This is a genomic window from Mycobacterium kiyosense, assembly GCA_021654635.1.
Taxonomy (GTDB): domain Bacteria; phylum Actinomycetota; class Actinomycetes; order Mycobacteriales; family Mycobacteriaceae; genus Mycobacterium; species Mycobacterium kiyosense.
This window is the reverse complement of the sequence record AP025179.1, coordinates 1,417,096-1,435,357: the sequence shown is the minus strand read 5'-3', so window position 1 is coordinate 1,435,357 and position 18,262 is coordinate 1,417,096. Positions and strand designations below refer to the sequence as shown.

The following is an 18,262-nucleotide window of genomic DNA, read 5'->3' as shown; positions in this document are numbered from 1 at the left end:
CATGTCTCGCTGAACGTCTCGGTGAACCAGCAATCGAGGGTAATGCGTCGCGGCCCACGCTGCCAACCGATTTTCTGACCTGGGCGTTTGATCGTTCAGCGGGACCCGCGGATCAACTCCAGCACGTCGGGTCCGTACTGCGCGAGCTTGGCGGCGCCGATGCCCGGGATGGCGATCAGCGCCGCCTCGTCGCCGGGCAGCATCTCGGCGATCGCGACCAGCGTGTTGTCGCTGAATACGATGTAGGGCGGCACCTTCTGTTCCTTGGCCATCTCCAGCCGCCACGCCTTGAGCTTGAGCAGCAGATCCTCGTCGACGTCGCCCGCGCACGTCGTGCACCGGCGCAGCATGATCGCGGCCGGCGTGCTCAGCTCCTCATTGCAGATCCGGCAGCGCAACGGAGTGCGGCTGCGCCGCGACTTGGCCGGCGTCGGATCGGCGCGTGTCTGGGGCGCGATGCCGTTGAGGAACCGCGACGGCTTGCGGCTCTGCCGACCGCCCTGAGCCCGCGCCAATGCCCAGCTGAGCGCCAAATGCACACGCGCCCTGGTGATTCCGACGTAGAGCAGCCGGCGCTCTTCCTCGACGGGCTCGCTGTCGGGGCCATGCGCGAGCGCGTGCGAGATGGGCAGGGTGCCGTCGGCCAGACCCACGAGGAACACCGCGTCCCATTCCAGGCCCTTGGCCGCATGCAACGAGGCCAGGGTGACACCCTGCACCACCGGCGGGTGGCGGGCGTCGGCGCGGGTGCGTAACTCGGCGACCAGGCCGGGCAGCTGCAGATCCGGACGCTGGGCGAGCTCGTCGTCGACCAACTGGGCCAAGGCGGTCAGCGCCTCCCACCGCTCCCGTGCCCGGGTGCCGGTCGGCTCGGTCGCGGTCAGGCCCAGCGGTTCCAGGACGGCGCGCACGACGTCGCGGACCGGTTCCGGTTCGGAGCCGCGCTCCGCAGCACGGTGCAGCGCCAGCAGCGCCTGCTTGATCTCCTGCCGGTTGAAGAACCCCTCACCGCCGCGCACCTGGTAGGCGATACCGGCTTCGGTCAGCGCCTCCTCGTAGACCTCCGACTGGGCGTTGACGCGGTACAGGATCGCGATTTCCGATGCCGCAGTGCCGGATTCGATGAGCCGCGCAATCGACGCGGCGACCGCCGCAGCCTCGGTGGCCTCGTCGGGATGCTCCCGGAAGGTGGGCACCGGACCGGGCGGGCGCTGACCGATCAGCTGCAGTCTGCTGCCCGCCACCCGGCCCCGCGCCGCCGCGATCACCTGGTTCGCCAGCGTCACGACCTGCGGCGTCGACCGATAGTCGCGCTCTAGCCGCACCACGGTGGCATCCGGGAAACGCCGTGAGAAGTCCAGCAGGAAGCGGGGCGAGGCGCCGGTGAACGAATAGATGGTCTGGTTGGCGTCACCGACCACGGTCAGGTCGTCGCGGTCGCCCAGCCAGGCCGACAACACCCGCTGCTGCAGCGGGGTGACGTCCTGGTACTCGTCGACGACGAAACAGCGGTAGCGGTCCCGGAACTCGCCGGCGACCGCGGCGTCGTTCTCGATCGCTGCCGCGGTGTGCAGCAGCAGATCGTCGAAATCAAGCAGCGTGACGTCCTCGTCGCGCACCTTCAATGCCTCATACGCGGCATACACGGCGGCTGTCTTCTCGGCGTCCAGCGGTGTGTCGCGGCCCGCCTCGGCCACCGCACCCGCATAGTCCTCCGGGGTGATCAGCGACGCCTTCGCCCATTCGATCTCCCCGGCCAGGTCGCGGACGTCGTCGGTGCTGACGTTGAGCCGCGACCGGCTGGCCGCCCGGGCGACGATGGCGAACTTGGTGTCGAGCAGTTCCCATCGGGTGTTACCGACCACCCGCGGCCAGAAGTAGCGCAGCTGACGGTGCGCGGCGGCATGGAAGGTCAGCGCCTGCACCGAACCCACTCCGGCACCGATCCGCGCGGCGGCGTCCAGCGAGCGCAGCCGCGAGCGCATCTCCCCCGCGGCGCGCTGGGTGAACGTCACGGCCAGCACCTGCCCGGCCGCGACGTGGCCGTTGGCCACCAGCTGCGCGATGCGGTGGGTGATGGTGCGGGTCTTGCCGGTGCCCGCGCCCGCCAGCACGCAGACCGGGCCGCGCGCAGCCTGCACGGCCTCGCGCTGCTCGTCGTCCAGGTCCGCGATCAAGGAGTCGGCCATCACCGGCATGGCGTCCATCTTGTCAGTGCCGGCCGACAAACCCGGCGTGTCGGGGCTTTCGGCGGGGCCGCGCCCGGAATGGGCGGTGCGGCGGTTACGTTTACCAGTCATGACCAATGCCGCGCTCACCCTTTACTCGACCACCTGGTGTGGCTACTGCTTTCGGTTGAAGACAGCGCTGAAAGCGCAGGGAATTCCCTACCACGAGATCGACATCGAGCGCGATCCCGCGGCGGCAGAGTTCGTCGGGTCGGTCAACGGCGGCAACCATGTCGTCCCGACGGTGAAGTTCGCCGACGGATCGACGTTGACCAATCCCAGTGCCGGCGAGGTCAAGGCGAAGTTGGCGCAGGTCGGCGGCTGAGCCGATCTGCCGACACGGCACCGCAATTGGTGTGAGTGCGCGGTCTAGGCGCCCTTACGATGAGTTCCATGGCATCGGCGCTGACCCGGCGGACGGTCTTCGTCGTCTGGTGCGCGCTGGCCGGGCTCTGCGGATGTTCGCACCACGACACCGCCGCCGCACCTGCCCCGGTCAGCCGGGTCGACGCGCTGATCGTCAGCGTCGAGGAGGTGCGGCGGATCGCCAACTACGAGGAACTCACCCCGCACGCGCACGCGGACCTTCGCCATCCACCGGTCGGTGACCTCAACGCTCCCGGTCCCTGCCGCGCTGCCGGGACCAGCGACATGACCTTTGCCCCCGGCTGGACCGAATTTCGCAGCGCGGGCTACAGCGGCGTGACCGACGACACGTTGCCGGGCGGGATCGCACTGATCGATTCGGTCAATCAGGCGGTGGCGATCTATTCCGATGCCGCCGCCGCACGCAGCGCGCTCGATCAGCTGGAAACCTCGCTGAACGCCTGCGTGGCGCTGCACGATCCGAAATACACGTTCCGGGTGGACAAGCCGGACTCCACCTCGCTGCGGATCACCGACAGCGGCTGGAGCCATCAGTATCACGTGAAGAATGCGGTGCTGATGTCCGTCGGTGTGCTGGGGATCGAACCGGCGGACCGGATCGCCTCGACGATCCTGGATCAGATCACCGATCGGATCAAGTAAGCAGCGGGCCGGGTTCAGTCGCGCGCGGCCCAGGACTCGATGATCACCCGGGCGATCGAAATCGACCCGGGCAGAAGCAGTTTGGAATCCGAGGCGGTGGACCAGTCGCCGGCCTCGAGGGCGGCGCGTATTTCGTCGCGGGTGAACCAGGCCGCCTCGGCGATCTCGCCGTCGTTGAACGCGAAGGGCTCGTCCGGATCCCCCAGCGCATGAAACCCGACCATCAGCGAGCGTGGGAACGGCCACGGCTGGCTGCCCAGGTAGCGCACGTCGCGCACCGTCAACCCGATTTCCTCGCGGATCTCGCGAGCCACACAGACTTCGAACGACTCGCCGGCTTCCACGAAACCGGCGAGCAGCGAGAACATCCGCTGCGGCCACACCGCCTGCCGGGCCAGCACCGCCCGGTCGCCGCCGTCGTGCACCAGGCAGATCACCGCGGGGTCGACGCGCGGGAACTCCTCGTGCCCGGTGAGCGGGTTGATCCGGGACCACCCGGCCCGCGCCGGTTTCGTGGGCGTCCCGTCGACCGGGCTGAACCGGGCGCTGTCGTGCCAGTTCAGCAGCGCCAGCGCGGAGGACACCAACTGGCTGCTGGTGTCGTCGATGATGCGGCCGAGCCTGCGCAGGTCGAGCACTTCGACTTCGCCGGTTTCGGGGGCGTCCGGCGGCGGCACCAGCGCGGCGCGGATCGCCCACACATGGCGGCCGTCGTCGAGTCTGCCCAGGAAGACCGCTTCGGGTGGCGGTTCGTCGCCCAGTTCGGCGGCCGCGCCGAGCACCACCCGCCCGTCAGCGGCCAGCACCTGGTTGCGGGCGTCGACGCGCAGCAGGGCCGCCTGCGCCCAACCGGCCGTGGCCGCGTCGATGTCGGTACGCAGTTGGTCGGCGCGGTCGGCGCCGACGCGCGACAGCAGCGGGATGCTGCGCAATTGGAAGTCCACTGTGGGCCTCAATGCCCGGCGTTGCGGATGTAGAGCAGCCGGTCGGCGGCCTCGATCGCGTCCACCTCGGGGGGAGTCGATACGCAACAGCTGTCCGTCCCGAACCACTCCGAGCACGATGTCGCGCAGGTGCCGAGGGGAACCGCCCACCTCGGACTGCTCCACCTCACGTTCGGCGATGGCCAGCCCTTCGTCTGGGGTGAGCAGGTCCTCGATCATCGCCACCACGCTCGGGGTGGTGGTGGCCAGCCCGAGCAACCGGCCGGCGGTCTCGGAGGACACCACCACCGAGTCGGCCCCGGACTGCTGCAGCAGGTGCTGGTTCTCGGCCTCCCGGATGGACGCCACGATCTTGGCCTTGGGCGACAGCTCGCGTGCGGTCAGCGTCACCAGCACCGCGGTGTCGTCACGGTTGGTGGCCACCACTATCGACGCCGCATGCTGTGCACCGGCCAACCGCAGCACGTCGGACTTGGTGGCGTCACCGTGAACGGTGACCAGACCCGCCGACGCGGCACGGTCCAGCACGGCGCGGTCGGTGTCGACCACCACGATCTCACCCGGCGGAGTCTCGTCCCCCAGCATCGCGGCGACCGCCGTCTTGCCCTTGGTCCCGTACCCGATGACGATGGTGTGGTTGCGCACCTTGCTCCTCCAACGCTGGATTTTCAGTGCCTGCCGGGACGTTTCGGTCACCACTTCGAGCGTCGTTCCGACCAGCAAGATCAGGAACGCGATGCGCAGCGGCGTGATGATCAGGACGTTGGCCGCGCGAGCGAACTCCGAGATCGGTGTGATGTCGCCGTACCCGGTCGTCGACAGCGTCACCGCCGAGTAGTAGAGGCAGTCCAGGAACGACAGCCGATCGCCCTGCGAGTCGCGATACCCGTCACGGTCGAGGTAGACGGTGATGGCTCCGAGGAAAAGTGCCGCCAGCGCGATGAGCACCCGGCGGGAGACGATGCGGGCCGGGCTGGCCTGCCCCTGCGGGATACGCAGCACGCCGACCAGCGCGTAACTCGGCTGGACGGTCAACCTCTCGTCGAGACGCCGCAGCCGCCGCCAGCTACCTTTCGCCACGGCAAGCCGTCTTGATCCCGACGATCGTCCCTCGCACGTCAATCATGTAACCACGATCAGCCTCCCGCAGCGCGGTTGGCGTCGGCCAGCAGGACAGCCAGCTCGTCGGCATCGGGTAGCTCGTCCGGGACGACGGTGGTCCCACTGCGCACATAGTGAAAGGCGGTGCGCACCTCCGATTCCGGGCAGCCGTGCAGCGCCGCCCAGGCCAGCCGGTACACGGCCAGCTGGATGGCCGCCTGCCGCATGGCGTGCGGCCCGCGCGGCGGTTCACCGGTCTTCCAGTCGACGACTGTGGTGCCGCCGTCGTCGTCGGCGAACACCGCGTCGATGCGCCCGCGCACGATCTTGTCGTTTATCGGCATCTCGAACGGGACCTCGACCGCGATCGGGGTGCGCGCCGCCCACGGCGAGTCGGCGAACGCCTCCTGTAATGCCGTCAATTCGGCCGGGTCGACTACCTCGGAATCGGCGGAGCCGGGCAGATCGCCCAGGTCGAACAGCAGCTCCGCGCCGTAGAACTGCTGGACCCAGGCGTGAAAAGCATTGCCCAGCAACGCCTGTGGATCGGGACGGGTGGGCAGCCGGTGAATCAGCCGCGGTATGGCGTTGTCGGGGTCGCGGGCCAATTCGACCAGGCCGCTGACCGACAACTGGCTCGGCAGCGTGCGCCGGGACGGGGGCGGCCGCGCGGGCGCGTTCAGCCAGCAGCGCGTCGACGTCGGCGATCCAGCCTTCCGGGTCGGCACAGGGGGCCGCGGTGGTTTCGGCCTCGGTCCCGGCGGTCATCGCGCGGGACACCAGCTGAGCCCCACGCTCGACGTCACAGCGCCGCGCACCCAGCGGCTCGGCGGGCCACACGGCCTCGACCACGTTCTCCTGCAACGGGTTTGGATCGCCATCGGCCGGCGCCGGCGCCCAGTGCTCGAGGATGCCACAGCTTTCGCCGGCTTGTTCGCAACGCTCGATGATCTCTTTGATTTCACACAGGAACTCCGAGGGACCGCGCGGCTTGACGCCGGTGATCCCCCCAGTGATGACCGGAGACCAGCAGGGTGTCTTCCGCCCGGGTGACGCCGACATACAGCAGCCTGCGTTCCTCGTCGACACGCCGCTGATCCAGCTGAGCCCGATGCTCGGAGATCTTGTCCGACAACTGTTTTCGATTGGTCACCGCGGAGGCGTCCAGCACCGGGATGCCCAGTTCGCCGACGTGGGCCCGGTCGCCCCGCAGCAGTGGCGGCAACTCGCCAGGGTCGGTGAGCCAGCTACTGCGCGAGGCCGTTGAGGGGAATATCCCGCCCGACAGGTGCGCCACCGCCACCACCTGCCATTCCAACCCCTTCGCGGCGTGCACGGTGAGGATCTGCACGCGGTCCTTCGCGACGACAGGCTGTGGCGGGGCCAACCCGTGCTCCACTTCGGCGGCCACGTCCAGGTAGGCCAGCAGGCCGGCCACCGACGGTTTCGTGGACCCGCCGGATGCGCCCGCACGCTCGGCGTAGCCGGTCACCTCGTCGGCGAAGGCGTCCAGGTGTTCGGTACCCGACCACTCGGCGGCGGCGGTGGCGCGGACCTCGCAATCCAGGCCCAACACCCGGCGCACCTCGGCGACCAGATCGGGCAGCGGGTAGCCGAGGTGACCGCGCAGTGCGGTCAGCTCGGCGGCGAGGGCACTGATGCGCCGATAGCCGGTGCCGGAGTAGGCGGTCGCGGGGCCCGGGTCGCAGATGGCATCGGCCAGGCAGGCGGCGTCGGCCTCTGATCCGGCCTGCCTGGCTATGGACTCGGCCGACGTGGGTTCCGTTGCTTCCCCAGCTAATTCGCGTGCTCTTCGCCAGAGCGCGGCGATGTCGGCGCCCCCGAGCCGCACGCGTGGACCGGAGAGCACCCGCATGGCCGCCGACCCGGCCGTGGGGTCGGCGACCAACCGCAGCATGGCCACCAGCTCTGCGACTTCGGGGACGGACAGCAGCCCGGCCAACCCGACGACTTCGACCGGGATTCCGCGCGCCCGCAGCACATCGGCAATCGGTGCGGCGTCGGCGTTGCGGCGCACCACCACCGCCGCGGTGGGCGGGGCGACGCCGTCGTCGTGGGCCCGCCGATACCGCTGCTCGAGATGGTCGGCAATCCAGTCACGTTCGGCCTGGACGTCGGGCAGCAGCGCGCACCGCACCACCCCGGGCGGGGCGTCGGGTCGGGCACGCAGCGGCCGGACTGCGACCGAGCGCTGCCGGGCCTCGGCCGAAATGGCGTTGGCCAGGTGCAGTGTGGTGGGCGGGTTGCGCCAGCTGGTACGCAACTCCAGGGTGGGCGCCGGGGAGCCGTCCGAAAGCGGAAAGTCGGTGGTAAACCGCGGCAGGTTGGTCGCCGATGCGCCGCGCCAGCCATAAATGGACTGGATCGGATCGCCGACCGCGGTCAGCGCCAGACCGTCGTCGGCGCCGCCACCGAACAGCGCGGACAGCGCGACCCGCTGCGAATGCCCGGTGTCCTGGTATTCGTCGAGCAGCACCACCCGGTAGCGGGCCCGCAGCTCGCAGCCAACCTGCGGGAATTCCGCTGCCAGCCGCGCCGCCGCGGCCATCTGCATACCGAAGTCCATCACTTTGCCGGCCTGCAGGCGTTCCTGCAGCGCGTCCAGCAGCGGTACCAGCTCGGCGCGCTCGGTCTGAGTGGTCAGCATCCGCAGCAGCGCCTGGTTGGGGCCGCTATCCCGCTGCCGCTGCCGCGGCCCGGGCGGCAGGGTGTGCACGAGTCGTTCCAGCTCGACGTGGGTGTCCCGGAGCTGTCCGGTGTCGACGAGGTGTTCGGCGAGCTGTCCCCACAGCCGTAGCACGGTGGAGGTGACGGCGGCCGGGGTCTTGGTAGTCCGCAGTTCGCCGCGGTATTCGGTGACGACGTCGTACGCCAGCTGCCACAGCTCGGTCTCGGTGAGCAGCCTGGTGTCGGGTTCCACGGGCAGCAGCAGACCGTATTCACGCAGCAGGGACCCGGCGAACGCGTGGTAGGTGCTGACCGTCGGGCTGCCCGCGGCGTCGACGCCCTCGACGGACAGCGCGGCCAATCGGGACAGCCGGGTCCGTACGCGCCGCAGCAGCTGCCCGGCCGCCTTACGGGTGAAGGTCAACCCGAGGACCTGGTCGGGTGTGGCGTAGCGATTGGCGATCAGCCACACCACCCGAGCCGCCATGGTCTCGGTCTTGCCGGCGCCGGCGCCCGCGATCACCACCAACGGGCCCGGCGGCGCCGCAATCACCGCGGCCTGTTCCTCGGTGGGCGGGAAAATGCCCAGCGCGTCGGCCAATTCGGCCGGGGTGTACCGCGGGCTCATTGCATTGGTCCTTCGGCATGGGCCGGACAGGACGGCCGGATCGGGCAGTGCGAGCAGCCGTCGTTGCGCCGGGCGACGAACTGCGGCCCGGCCGTCGCGTCGGCGGCCTGGCGCACCAGAGTGCGCCAGTGCTCGCGGGCCTGCGCGGTCAGCGGATCCTGCTCACGCTGGGTGGCCCCGGCGGCAGCGGTCTTGCCGGGGTAGACCAGGCGGGCGCCGCCGGGCTCGTCACCGTCGGGCAGCAGGCCTTCGGCGACGGCCAGCTGATACATGGCCAGCTGGGCGTGTTGTTGGGCGTCGTCCTTGCTGACCGGCGTCTTGCCGGTCTTGACGTCGACGATCACGAGTCGGCCGGCGGCGTCGCGCTCGAGGCGGTCGATGCGGCCGCGCAGCCGGATCCGTCCCCCCATTGCTGCGCGGTGTGTCGAGCACCCCGTCGACTTCGACTTCGACGCCGACCTCGGTCAGCTCGCCGCGGGTCTGTGCCCGCCACTCCACGAAGGCCTCGATCATGGCGCGGTGCCGGGCGAGTTCGTTGGCCGAGTGCCATTCGGCGTCGAACGGCAGGTGCGTCCACACCCGGTCCAGTTCGGCCAGCAACTGCGATTCGGTGCGGCCGGGTTCGGCGATCAGTGCGTGCAGCACGGAGCCGACCGTCGAGCGCAACTCACGCGGGTCGCTGCCGCCGTGGCGTTCGGCCAGCCAGCGCAGCGGGCAATCGGACAAGGTCTGCAGCGTCGACGGCGTCAACGTGACGACGTCGTCGGCACCGCACAGCGGTGCGTCGGTACTGACCGGGAGCAGACCCTGCCATTCCGCCGGATCCGCACCCGGCACGCCGGCTTGCGCGAGTCGCGCCAATTGTGTTGCCGCACAGGTTCGCACTGCGTCGTCGACGGTGCCCTCGGCCGCGCACACCACCGCCCGCAGCCGACCCACCACCGCCGCGTTCGACAACACCCGTGGCGACGAAACAGGCCGCGTTGCAACAGGTTCAGCCTCACCGGCGATCTCGTAGAAGAACGGCGACGGCAGCGCGGCGTCCTGGCCGCCGGCGTCGCCGTCGACTGCGGTCACCAGCAGTCGGCGCCGCGCCCGACCCATGGCGGCGACCAGCAGCCGTCGCTCCTCGGCCAACAGCGGTGCGCGCACCGATACCTGCTCGGCGATCCCGTCGACTTCGTCGAGCAGCCGCTGGGTGGCCAGGATGCCGCCGCGCGGAATCGTGTTGGGCCACAACCCGTCCTGTAGTCCGGCGATCACCACCAGATCCCATTCGCGGCCCAGCGCCGCGTGCGCACTGAGCACCTCGACCTGCTCGGCTTCGGTGACCGGGTCGCGGTTGGACCGGGGCAGCCGCAGGGCCGCGACATGGTCGACGAGTCCGCGCAACGACGCACCGGACGTGCGTGACACGTAGTCGTCGGCGACGTCGAACAACGCGGTCACGACCTCCAGGTTCCGCGCCGCCTGGGCCCCGGCTGGACCGCCGCGTTCGATAGCGGTCAACCAGCGGCGCTGCAGCCCGGACCGATGCCACGCCGCCCACAGCGTGTAGCGCGGGTCCTGGCCGTCCCGGTGGCACCCGCCGGCTGCGGCCAACACCGCCCGCACCCGCCGCAGCGCGCCGGACTGCGGCCCGGACACCGGCTCGTCGCCGAGCAGCGTCGGGACCAACTCGGCCCGGGCGCGGTGCAGCGTCCTGCGCAGCTGCCGAAGCGACACCGGGTCGACGCGACCGATGGGGCCGGTGAGCAGCGCCAGAGCCCGATCCTCGTCGAGCCCGTCAGCCGTCGCGGCCGCAACGGTGAGCAGCGCATCCGCGGCCGGCTCGTCGGACAGCGACCCGCCGCTCGCCGGGTCCGCCACCGGAATTCCCGCGGCGGCCAGCGCTCGCGGTAACCGAGCGCCGGCCCGCGGGACCGACCTGACGATCACCGCCATCTGTGACCACGGAATGCCGTCGACGAGGTGCGCGCGTCGCAGCGTGTCGGCGATCAGCGCCGCCTCCGCGTGCGCCGAGGCAGCCAGTCGCGCCGCCACCGAACCCGTCTCGTCGCCGCTGCCATCGATTCGCCTGCCCGCACTGCTGCCCGGCAGCCGGCCGGCGATGTCGCTGACGGCGCGCGCCACCGCCGGGGCGCAGCGATGCGAGACCGTCAGGGTCACCGACGGGCCGTCCTGACCGAGCAGTCCGGCCGGCTCGCCGCCCCGGAACCCGAACACCGCCTGGTTCGGGTCACCGGCGATCAACGTGGTGTCGGTACCGGCCGAGAGCGCCCGGACCAGTTGCGCCGCTTGCGGATCGAGCTGCTGGGCGTCGTCGACCAGCAGCACCCGGACCCGGGCGCGTTCGGCGGCCAACAGTTCCGGATCGATTGCGAATGCCTCCAGCGCGGCCCCGACGAGTTCGGCGGCGGCCAGGGCCGGTGCCGTTGCCTGGGGCGCCGCCGTGCCGACCGCGGCGCGCAGCAGCATCACCTGCTCGTACTGTCGCGCGAACCGGCCCGCGGCGACCCACTCCGGGCGACCGCACCGACGGCCCAGCTGCTCCAGACCCAGCGGATCGACACCGCGTTCGGCACAGCGCGCCAACAGGTTTCGCAGTTCGTTGGCGAACCCGGCGGTGGTCAGGGCGGGCAGCATATGATCGGGCCACCCGGTTCCGTCTTCGAGGTCGCCGGCCAGCAGTTCCCGGATGATGGCGTCCTGCTCGGCGCCGGTGAGCAGGCGCGGCGGCGGATCTTCCGCGCGTTCAGCGGCCCGCCGCAGCACGGCGTAGGCGTAGCTGTGCACCGTGCGCACCAGCGGCTCGCGCACAGCCGCCACGCTCCCCGGGCCCAGCAGAGCCCTGGTCAAAGCGCTGCGCTCCGGTGTTCCGATCCGGCCCGAACCGGTAAGCAGCAGAACAGATTCCGGATCCACCCCGGCCGCGATCTGCGTTACCGCGGCCGCTACCAGCAGGCTGCTCTTGCCGGTACCCGGACCGCCAAGCACCCGCACCACCCCGCGCCGCCCGGGTTGCAGAACCTCGCGCGCCTCGGCACACCATGCGAACGACATACCCGGCATGCAACCACGACGGTCCGACAACCCGCCCCGACCAGGTGAAAGCCACCGCCAAAGATCGACCCGGCCCGCGCCAGGCCAGCTGAAACTTCGCTAGAGTGACCGTCCGGTCGTAGGGTCTTGCCAGCGGTTCTGCGGGACCCCGTGCACACTGAACGCCGCCTGCAGCAACTGCCCGTCGAATGCGCTCGGGGCGGTGCCGCTGACCGCGTACTGATAGACAGCGACGCGGAAGATCTGCCCCAACGCGCTCGAGACGAATGACACCGCGACGATCCCGACGACCGTGAGAACCAGGACGGCGACGGCGGCAGGAACCACGGGGACCGCAAGAAGCGCGAATCCGGCGACGCCACCGACGAGCGCGATCGCAACGCTGATCAGGAATGTCGCCACGCCTATCGTGGCCGCACCGGTCGCACCTTCGCCCCACCGCGCCTTCACCACGCTCGACGAGCGCTTCAGCGACTGGATCGGCCCGGTGCCTTCGAGCGCGACCACCGGGATCACGAAGAACGTGGCGATGGCCCAGGCTGCCCCGGCCAGCCAAACCGCGATGTCGGTCAAGAACCCGAAGCGCTTCTCCAGCGCGCGCAGGATGAGCCCGACGGTGGTGGTCACCAACGTCCAGCCGATGATCGGACCCAGCCGGCGCATTGCGGCGCTGATTCCCTCGCGGACTTTGGTGTCCTCACCACGCATCGAACGCACCGCGCAGGCGGCCAACGCCACATTGAAGAAGATGGCTATGAACGTCGACACGTACGCCGAGGTCAGACCCGCGGCGATGAGGACGGGATCATTCTTCGACACCTGCGTGCCCTCGAACAATCCCCGCGCGAACGCCGCCGGCACCCAGATCGCGACGATGGCGAGGATGCCGAAGACGGTCGACAGGATCGGGAAGATCATCAGCGAGAGGTCGCCCTTCAAGACTCTCCAACTCTGCCCCGTTAGCGCCCAACCGCGGCTGATCCTGCCCATTTTTGACACTCCCGTCGTGTCGCATCGCCCCCGATGGTGGATCATGTTAGTCCGCCACCACAGCGCAGGCGAGGGTTCGAGCCTGGCATCATCGACGCGTGACCGCCCTTCATCTGCACCGGTTCGGGCCGCCCGGGCCGATCCAGCTGCTCGCGTTGCACGGGCTGACCGGACACGGCAAACGCTGGCAGCACTTCACCGACTACGTGCCCGAAATCACCGTCGCCGCACCGGATCTCATCGGGCACGGGCGTTCTTCCTGGGCCGCACCGTGGAGCATCGACGCCAACGTCGCGGCGCTGGCCGCGCTGCTGGACGCCGAGGCGTCAGCACCCGTTCTGGTCGTCGGGCACTCCTTCGGCGGCGCGCTGGCGTTGCATCTGGCCGCGGCCCGCCCCGAGTTGGTGTCCGGACTGGTGTTGCTCGATCCGGCGATCGGATTGGACGGCCGATGGATGGCGCAGATCGCCGAGGCGATGTTCGGCTAGCCCGACTATCCCGACCGTGCGCAGGCCCATCAGGAGAAAGCGGCGGGCTCGTGGGCGGACGTGGACCCGGCGGTGCTCGACGCCGACCTGGACGAGCATCTGGTGCAACTGCCCAACGGGCGGTACGGCTGGCGGATCAGCCTGCCCGCGATGATGTCGTACTGGAGCGAGTTGGCCCGTGCCATGGTACTTCCGCCCGCCGGGGTGCCGACGACGTTGGTGCGGGCCAAGTGGACGTCGCCGCCCTATGTCAGCGACGAGCTCATCACGGGACTGCGTGATCGCTTGGGACCCGATTTCGAACTCCTGGACTACGAGTGCGATCACATGGTGCCGCACGCCAAGCCCGACGACGTCGCCGCGCTGGTGCGCAAACGGCTGGTCGGCTGACCGTGGCCCGGGTGACCGACGAGCAGGTCGAACGGGTGCGTTCGCTGGTCGCCTCGATCCCGCCGGGCCGCGTGTCGACCTACGGTGACATCGCATCTGCCGCAGCACTTTCCAGTCCCCGGATTGTCGGCTGGATCATGCGTACCGATTCGGCGGACCTGCCCTGGCACCGGGTGATCACCGCCTCCGGACGGCCTGCCCGGCATCTGAGCAGCCGACAGCTGGAGCTGTTGAGGGCCGAGGGGGTGTTGTCGGTCGACGGCCGGATCGCGCTCAGCGAGGTCCGCCACGAGTTCGGAACCTAGACGATCATCCGGACCATCGCCGCGGTGCGCGCCAAGCCGGGGAACGCCTCGGCGGTGGACCTGGGGTGCAGGGCGTGCACCGCGAGCCGGAACATCAACGCGCGCAACAACATCTGCGGCCACTCCGGCAACGCGTTCCAGCGTTCGATGAGGCCGTCGTCGGCTTCACCCCACGACAACGCGTCGACGACGACCACGCCGGCCGCCCAGGAAGCGGGCCGCCAGTACGGCGTGATGTCGGTGATGCCTGGCGGGGCGGTTCCGGCGAAAAGCACTGTGCCGTAAAGATCTCCGTGCACCAGCTGATTGGGGCTGCGGGTCGGCTTGCGCAGCGTGGCGAGCTGGTTGATCAACTCGACGGAACGTTCGGCGTCGGCGGACGGCGGCGCGGTGCGCGCGCCGGGCGGAACCGATTGCAGCGGCCGCTCTTCCCAGGCGGCGCGGTCGGCGGCGATGAACACGTCGACGTCGGCCCACGGCGCGGTGGGTCCCTGAGTCAGGAACCGGGGCCGCTCCAGCTTGCCGGTCGCCTCGTGCAAGCGCACCGCGGCCGAGACCACCTCGTCGTGACGGGCCTCGGGGGTGCCGGCGACGAAGGTGTCGGCTCGCCAGCCGGAAACCACGTAGCGGCCGTCTGTGGAGCGGACCGGCCGGGCCAGGCGAACACCGTCGACGAACAACGTTTCGCGGACGCGCGCGGACCAGGTGGCGCGTGCGTTGTCGGCCACCATCGACAGCACGACTTCGCCGCACCGCCAGCCGCCTTCCCAGGCATCGCCCAACGGTGCGGGCTGCACGCCGTGCAAGCCGAACGCCGTCAGCACGTGCTCGGGCGGCGGCTCGACAGTCACAGCGGTTAGCCTAGTCGGGCGACGATGCGCGTCTTCACGGACGCGCGCAGGAGCCCGACAATCGCGCCCAGCGGGCGACGATGCGCGTCTTCACGGACGCGCGCAGGAGCCCGACAATCGCGCCCAGCGGGCGACGATGCGCGTCCTTACGGACGCGCGCAGGAGCCGAAGTTTTCAGTACCTGACCATGTCGGGCTGCACCTGGTTGGCCCAGGCCTCGATGCCACCCTGCAGGTGCAGCGCGTCGGCGAAACCGGCCCGCTTGACCGCGGCCAGCGCCTCCGCCGAACGCACCCCGCTCTTGCAGTACAGCACCGCGACCCGGTCCTGCGGCAGCTTGGCCAGACCCTCACCGGACATGATCAGCGACTTCGGCACCAGCTGCGCCCCGTCGATATGCACGATGTCCCACTCCACCTGTTCGCGCACATCGATCAGGGCCACCTTGCGGCCCGAGTCCAGCATGGTGCGCAGCTCGGCCGGGGTGATGGTGGAACCAGCGGCAGCATCCCCGGCATCATCGGATAGCACGCCGCAAAACTGTTCGTAGTCAACGAGTTCGGTGATCTTCGGTGTCGAGGGATCCTTGCGGATCCGGATCGTGCGGTAGCTCATCTGCAGCGCGTCGTAGATCATCAGGCGACCCAGCAGCGTCTCGCCGATACCGGTGATCAGCTTGATCGCCTCGGTACCCATCACCGACGCGATCGAGGCGCAGACGATGCCCAGCACTCCCCCTTCCGCGCAGGACGGCACCAGGCCCGGCGGGGGCGGCTGGGGGTACAGGTCGCGGTAGTTCAAACCCAAGCCGTCGGGCGCGGCTTCCCAAAACACCGAGGCCTGACCCTCGAATCGGTAGATCGAGCCCCACACGTAGGGCTTGCCGGCCAGTACGGCGGCGTCGTTGACCAGATAGCGGGTGGCGAAGTTGTCGGTGCCGTCGACGATCAGGTCGTACTGCGCGAACAGGTCGACTGCGTTGGCGGGCTCCAGCCGGACCTCGTGCAGGCGCACCCGCACGAACGGGTTGATCGCTGCGATCGAGTCGCGCGCCGACCGGGCCTTGGAGTGCCCGACGTCGGCGCTGCCGTGGATGATCTGGCGTTGCAGGTTGGATTCGTCGACGACGTCGAATTCGACGATGCCGAGGGTGCCGACGCCGGCGGCGGCCAGGTACAGCAGCGTCGGTGATCCGAGTCCGCCGGCGCCGATCACCAGCACGCGGGCGTTCTTCAGCCGCTTCTGCCCGTCGGTGCCCAACTCGGGAATGATGAGATGACGGCTGTAGCGGGCCACCTCGTCGCGACTGAGCGCGGCGGCGGGTTCGACCAGCGGCGGCAACGACGGCATCACTCCACCGAGGTTAGGCGCAGCACTTGACGAGCGGTGAATTCAGGCGATGGGGAACGGCCACGGGTTGAACCGGCACGTCTTGCCGTCGGGTTTGACCTGATCGGGGTCGAATTTGGCGCCGTCGTTGTTGGCGGTGGAGAACGTCTGCTGCATCATCACCGGTGCCAGGCCACCCTGCTGTTCACACGGTTCGTGGCGCACGTACCCGATGGCGTGGCCGACTTCGTGGTTGACCACGTACTGCCGGTACGAGCCCACGTCGCCCTCGAACGGGACCGCTCCGCGCACCCAGCGCGCCTCGTTGATGAATACGCGCGATTCCCGGTCCGGCCCGAACGAGGGGTTGTAGCACGACGTCTCCAGCGGGAACTCGTAGCCACATCCGACCCGGACCGTCATCGGCGACACCAGCGAGACGCGGAAGTCGGGCTTGCCGCCACCGGCGCCGTCGATGCGGATGAACGCGAATTGCGGGTTGTGCGTCCAGCTTTTCGGGTTGTCCAGTGTCTGGTCGACCATCTGCGCGAATGCGTCGTCACCGCCGTACATGGTGGGGTCCAGGCCGTTCTCCACCTCCACCGTGTACCGGAACACCTTGGCAGTGCCCTGACCGATCTGCGGCGTGGTGCCAGGGATCACCCGCCAGGTCTTGTCGCCCGCCTGGGTGAACGGGCCGCCCTCGGGCAACGTGCCGGTCGGCAGATTGGCGTCGAAGGCGGCCAGGCCCCGCGGCGGGGTGTCGAGAATGGACGTGCCGACCGCACCGATGGTGGGGGGATCTTTGCGGACCGACTGCGCCGCCGGTTTGGCGGTGCTGGTGCCGGTGACCGTCTGATAGGCCACCACCAGCGTGATCACCGTCAGGAACGGCAACGCATAAGCCCGCCAGCCGTAGGTCGTCACGAACCGCCCGAGCCACGACTGCTTGCGCCACTGCCGCGGACGTTCGCGGTCGGCCCGGACCCGCCCGGCGCTCTGGCCGAGTGGGTCGCGCTGGGCCCGCAGCGGCTCGCGCCAGTCGTCACGCAACACAGGCGCATGCTCTGTGCTGCGGGCAGGCCGCGGGGACGTCATTTCCCCAGGATGGCACAGCGGCACCGGGCAGCCCGCCCTGGCGCGCCCGAAAATCCGGATGGCCCAGCTTGCGATCGGCACACCAGCGCAGGTTGTAATCTGCTTGCGAAATACGGTGCAGCCTCGGGGATGGCAAAATGGGCGCACCCGCCCGATCGGATTGAGGACCCATGAGCGATCTCGCCAAGGCAGCGCCGCGACGCGCTGTCCGGTCGGCCGAAGGAGTTCGGCCGGGCGATGCCGCTGCGCCCTCGAACCGTCGCGGCAACCGGCTGCCGCGCGACGAGCGACGCGGCCAGTTGCTGGTGGTCGCCAGTGACGTGTTCGTCGACCGCGGCTACCACGCGGCCGGGATGGACGAGATCGCCGACCGCGCGGGTGTGAGCAAACCTGTTCTTTACCAACACTTTTCGAGCAAGCTGGAACTGTATCTGGCGGTGCTGAACCGGCATGTGGAGAACCTGGTCTCCGGCGTTCAGCAGGCCCTGGGCCGCACGACCGACAACAGGCGGCGACTGCACTCGGCCGTGCAGGCGTTCTTCGACTTCATCGAGCACGACAGCCAGGGTTATCGGCTGATCTTCGAGAACGACTATGTCACCGAGCCGGAGGTGGCCGCGCAGGTGCGGGTGGCCACCGAATCCTGCATCGACGCGGTGTTCGCGTTGATCGCCGAGGACTCCGGCCTGGATCCGCATCGCGCCCGGATGATCGCGGTGGGGCTGGTCGGCATGAGCGTGGACAGCGCCCGCTACTGGCTGGACTCCGACAAGCCGATCTCGAAGTCGGATGCGGTCGACGGCACCGTGCAGTTCGCCTGGGGCGGACTGTCGCACGTGCCGCTCACCCGCTCCTAGCTCTTGGCTTTGGCCGCCAAGTCCGCCCCGACGCCGAAGCCGACCCGGCGCGCGTCGGCGACACCGATCTCGACGTAGGCGATCTTGTCCGCGTTGACCAGGTAACGGCGGCCGCGCTCGTCGGTCAGGCTCAACAGTCCCGAGTCTTCGCGCAATGCCGCGCCCACCAACTCTTCGACCTCGGCGGGCGTCTGCGCACTGGAGAACACCAGCTCGCGCGCACTTTGCGTGATACCGATCTTGACCTCCACAGGGCCCCTTCCATTGCTATTG

Annotated in this window: 11 protein-coding genes and 4 pseudogenes; 5 read left to right on the top strand and 10 right to left on the bottom strand. The window is 69.6% G+C overall.

The annotated features are described in order from the left end of the window. Window positions 1-95: 95 nt before the first annotated feature. The gene (locus L6444_RS06815; RefSeq protein ID WP_236983878.1) at window positions 96-2,198 is read right to left on the bottom strand and encodes an ATP-dependent DNA helicase UvrD2; all 2,103 of its coding nucleotides are present in this window, start codon (window positions 2,196-2,198) and stop codon (window positions 96-98) included. Between the two features lie 100 nt (window positions 2,199-2,298). Here L6444_RS06815 and mrx1 point away from each other — a divergent pair, with 100 nt between their 5' ends. Further along, window positions 2,299-2,553, top strand: coding sequence for a mycoredoxin Mrx1 (mrx1, locus tag L6444_RS06810; protein ID WP_236981445.1), 255 nt, complete (start codon window positions 2,299-2,301; stop codon window positions 2,551-2,553). 68 nt (window positions 2,554-2,621) lie between these two features. Then, entirely contained in the window at window positions 2,622-3,257 is a 636-nt protein-coding gene (locus L6444_RS06805) for a sensor domain-containing protein (protein WP_236981444.1), read from the top strand. Between the two features lie 14 nt (window positions 3,258-3,271). On the opposite strand, the gene nudC is transcribed toward L6444_RS06805, so the two are convergent. The 5 genes and pseudogenes from nudC to L6444_RS06780 all read right to left on the bottom strand — a co-directional run bounded on the left by nudC (window position 3,272) and on the right by L6444_RS06780 (window position 12,620). Then, window positions 3,272-4,213, bottom strand: a complete 942-nt coding sequence (gene nudC, locus L6444_RS06800) for an NAD(+) diphosphatase (protein ID WP_236981443.1) — start codon at window positions 4,211-4,213, stop codon at window positions 3,272-3,274. Further along, a pseudogene (locus tag L6444_RS06795) lies at window positions 4,210-5,281 on the bottom strand (potassium channel family protein). The gene nudC and the pseudogene L6444_RS06795 overlap by 4 nt, the downstream one beginning before the upstream one ends. Window positions 5,282-5,337: 56 nt before the next feature. After that, a pseudogene (locus L6444_RS06790) lies at window positions 5,338-8,618 on the bottom strand (ATP-dependent helicase). Continuing rightward, window positions 8,615-11,681, bottom strand: a pseudogene (locus L6444_RS06785) (ATP-dependent helicase). Before L6444_RS06785 ends, L6444_RS06790 begins: the two co-directional pseudogenes overlap by 4 nt. 99 nt (window positions 11,682-11,780) lie before the next feature. After that, window positions 11,781-12,620 (bottom strand): DUF6159 family protein, encoded by an 840-nt coding sequence (locus L6444_RS06780; RefSeq protein WP_236981442.1) that lies wholly within the window; start codon window positions 12,618-12,620, stop codon window positions 11,781-11,783. Window positions 12,621-12,769: 149 nt separating this feature from the next. On the opposite strand from L6444_RS06780, the pseudogene L6444_RS06775 reads away from it, so the two are divergent. Further along, window positions 12,770-13,549 (top strand): annotated as a pseudogene (locus tag L6444_RS06775) (alpha/beta fold hydrolase). A 2-nt stretch (window positions 13,550-13,551) separates the two neighbouring features. After that, the gene (locus L6444_RS06770; protein ID WP_236981441.1) at window positions 13,552-13,854 is read left to right on the top strand and encodes an MGMT family protein; all 303 of its coding nucleotides are present in this window, start codon (window positions 13,552-13,554) and stop codon (window positions 13,852-13,854) included. On the opposite strand, the gene L6444_RS06765 is transcribed toward L6444_RS06770, so the two are convergent. The 3 genes from L6444_RS06765 to L6444_RS06755 all read right to left on the bottom strand — a co-directional run bounded on the left by L6444_RS06765 (window position 13,851) and on the right by L6444_RS06755 (window position 17,132). Continuing rightward, window positions 13,851-14,705, bottom strand: a complete 855-nt coding sequence (locus L6444_RS06765) for a TIGR02569 family protein (protein WP_236981440.1) — start codon at window positions 14,703-14,705, stop codon at window positions 13,851-13,853. The genes L6444_RS06770 and L6444_RS06765 overlap by 4 nt on opposite strands. 174 nt (window positions 14,706-14,879) lie before the next feature. Beyond that, a complete protein-coding gene (gene moeZ, locus L6444_RS06760) occupies window positions 14,880-16,058 on the bottom strand; it encodes an adenylyltransferase/sulfurtransferase MoeZ (RefSeq protein ID WP_236981439.1) in 1,179 nt (392 codons plus the stop codon). A gap of 39 nt (window positions 16,059-16,097) precedes the next feature. Continuing rightward, window positions 16,098-17,132 (bottom strand): DUF3152 domain-containing protein, encoded by a 1,035-nt coding sequence (locus L6444_RS06755; protein ID WP_236981438.1) that lies wholly within the window; start codon window positions 17,130-17,132, stop codon window positions 16,098-16,100. A gap of 170 nt (window positions 17,133-17,302) precedes the next feature. On the opposite strand from L6444_RS06755, the gene L6444_RS06750 reads away from it, so the two are divergent. After that, window positions 17,303-17,989, top strand: coding sequence for a TetR/AcrR family transcriptional regulator (locus L6444_RS06750; protein ID WP_236981437.1), 687 nt, complete (start codon window positions 17,303-17,305; stop codon window positions 17,987-17,989). Here L6444_RS06750 and L6444_RS06745 read toward each other — a convergent pair. Beyond that, on the bottom strand, window positions 17,986-18,240 hold the full coding sequence (locus tag L6444_RS06745) for a DUF3107 domain-containing protein (RefSeq protein ID WP_236981436.1): 255 nt from the start codon (window positions 18,238-18,240) through the stop codon (window positions 17,986-17,988). The genes L6444_RS06750 and L6444_RS06745 overlap by 4 nt on opposite strands. Window positions 18,241-18,262 lie beyond the last annotated feature (22 nt).

What these genes read in the sequence shown, in the direction of transcription:
- L6444_RS06755 (WP_236981438.1), bottom strand. Translation starts at nt 17,132, where the DNA reads ATGACGTCCCCGCGGCCTGCCCGCAGCACAGAGCATGCGCCTGTGTTG.
- L6444_RS06750 (WP_236981437.1), top strand. Translation starts at nt 17,303, where the DNA reads ATGAGCGATCTCGCCAAGGCAGCGCCGCGACGCGCTGTCCGGTCGGCC.
- L6444_RS06815 (WP_236983878.1), bottom strand. Translation starts at nt 2,198, where the DNA reads ATGCCGGTGATGGCCGACTCCTTGATCGCGGACCTGGACGACGAGCAG.
- mrx1 (WP_236981445.1), top strand. Translation starts at nt 2,299, where the DNA reads ATGACCAATGCCGCGCTCACCCTTTACTCGACCACCTGGTGTGGCTAC.
- L6444_RS06805 (WP_236981444.1), top strand. Translation starts at nt 2,622, where the DNA reads ATGGCATCGGCGCTGACCCGGCGGACGGTCTTCGTCGTCTGGTGCGCG.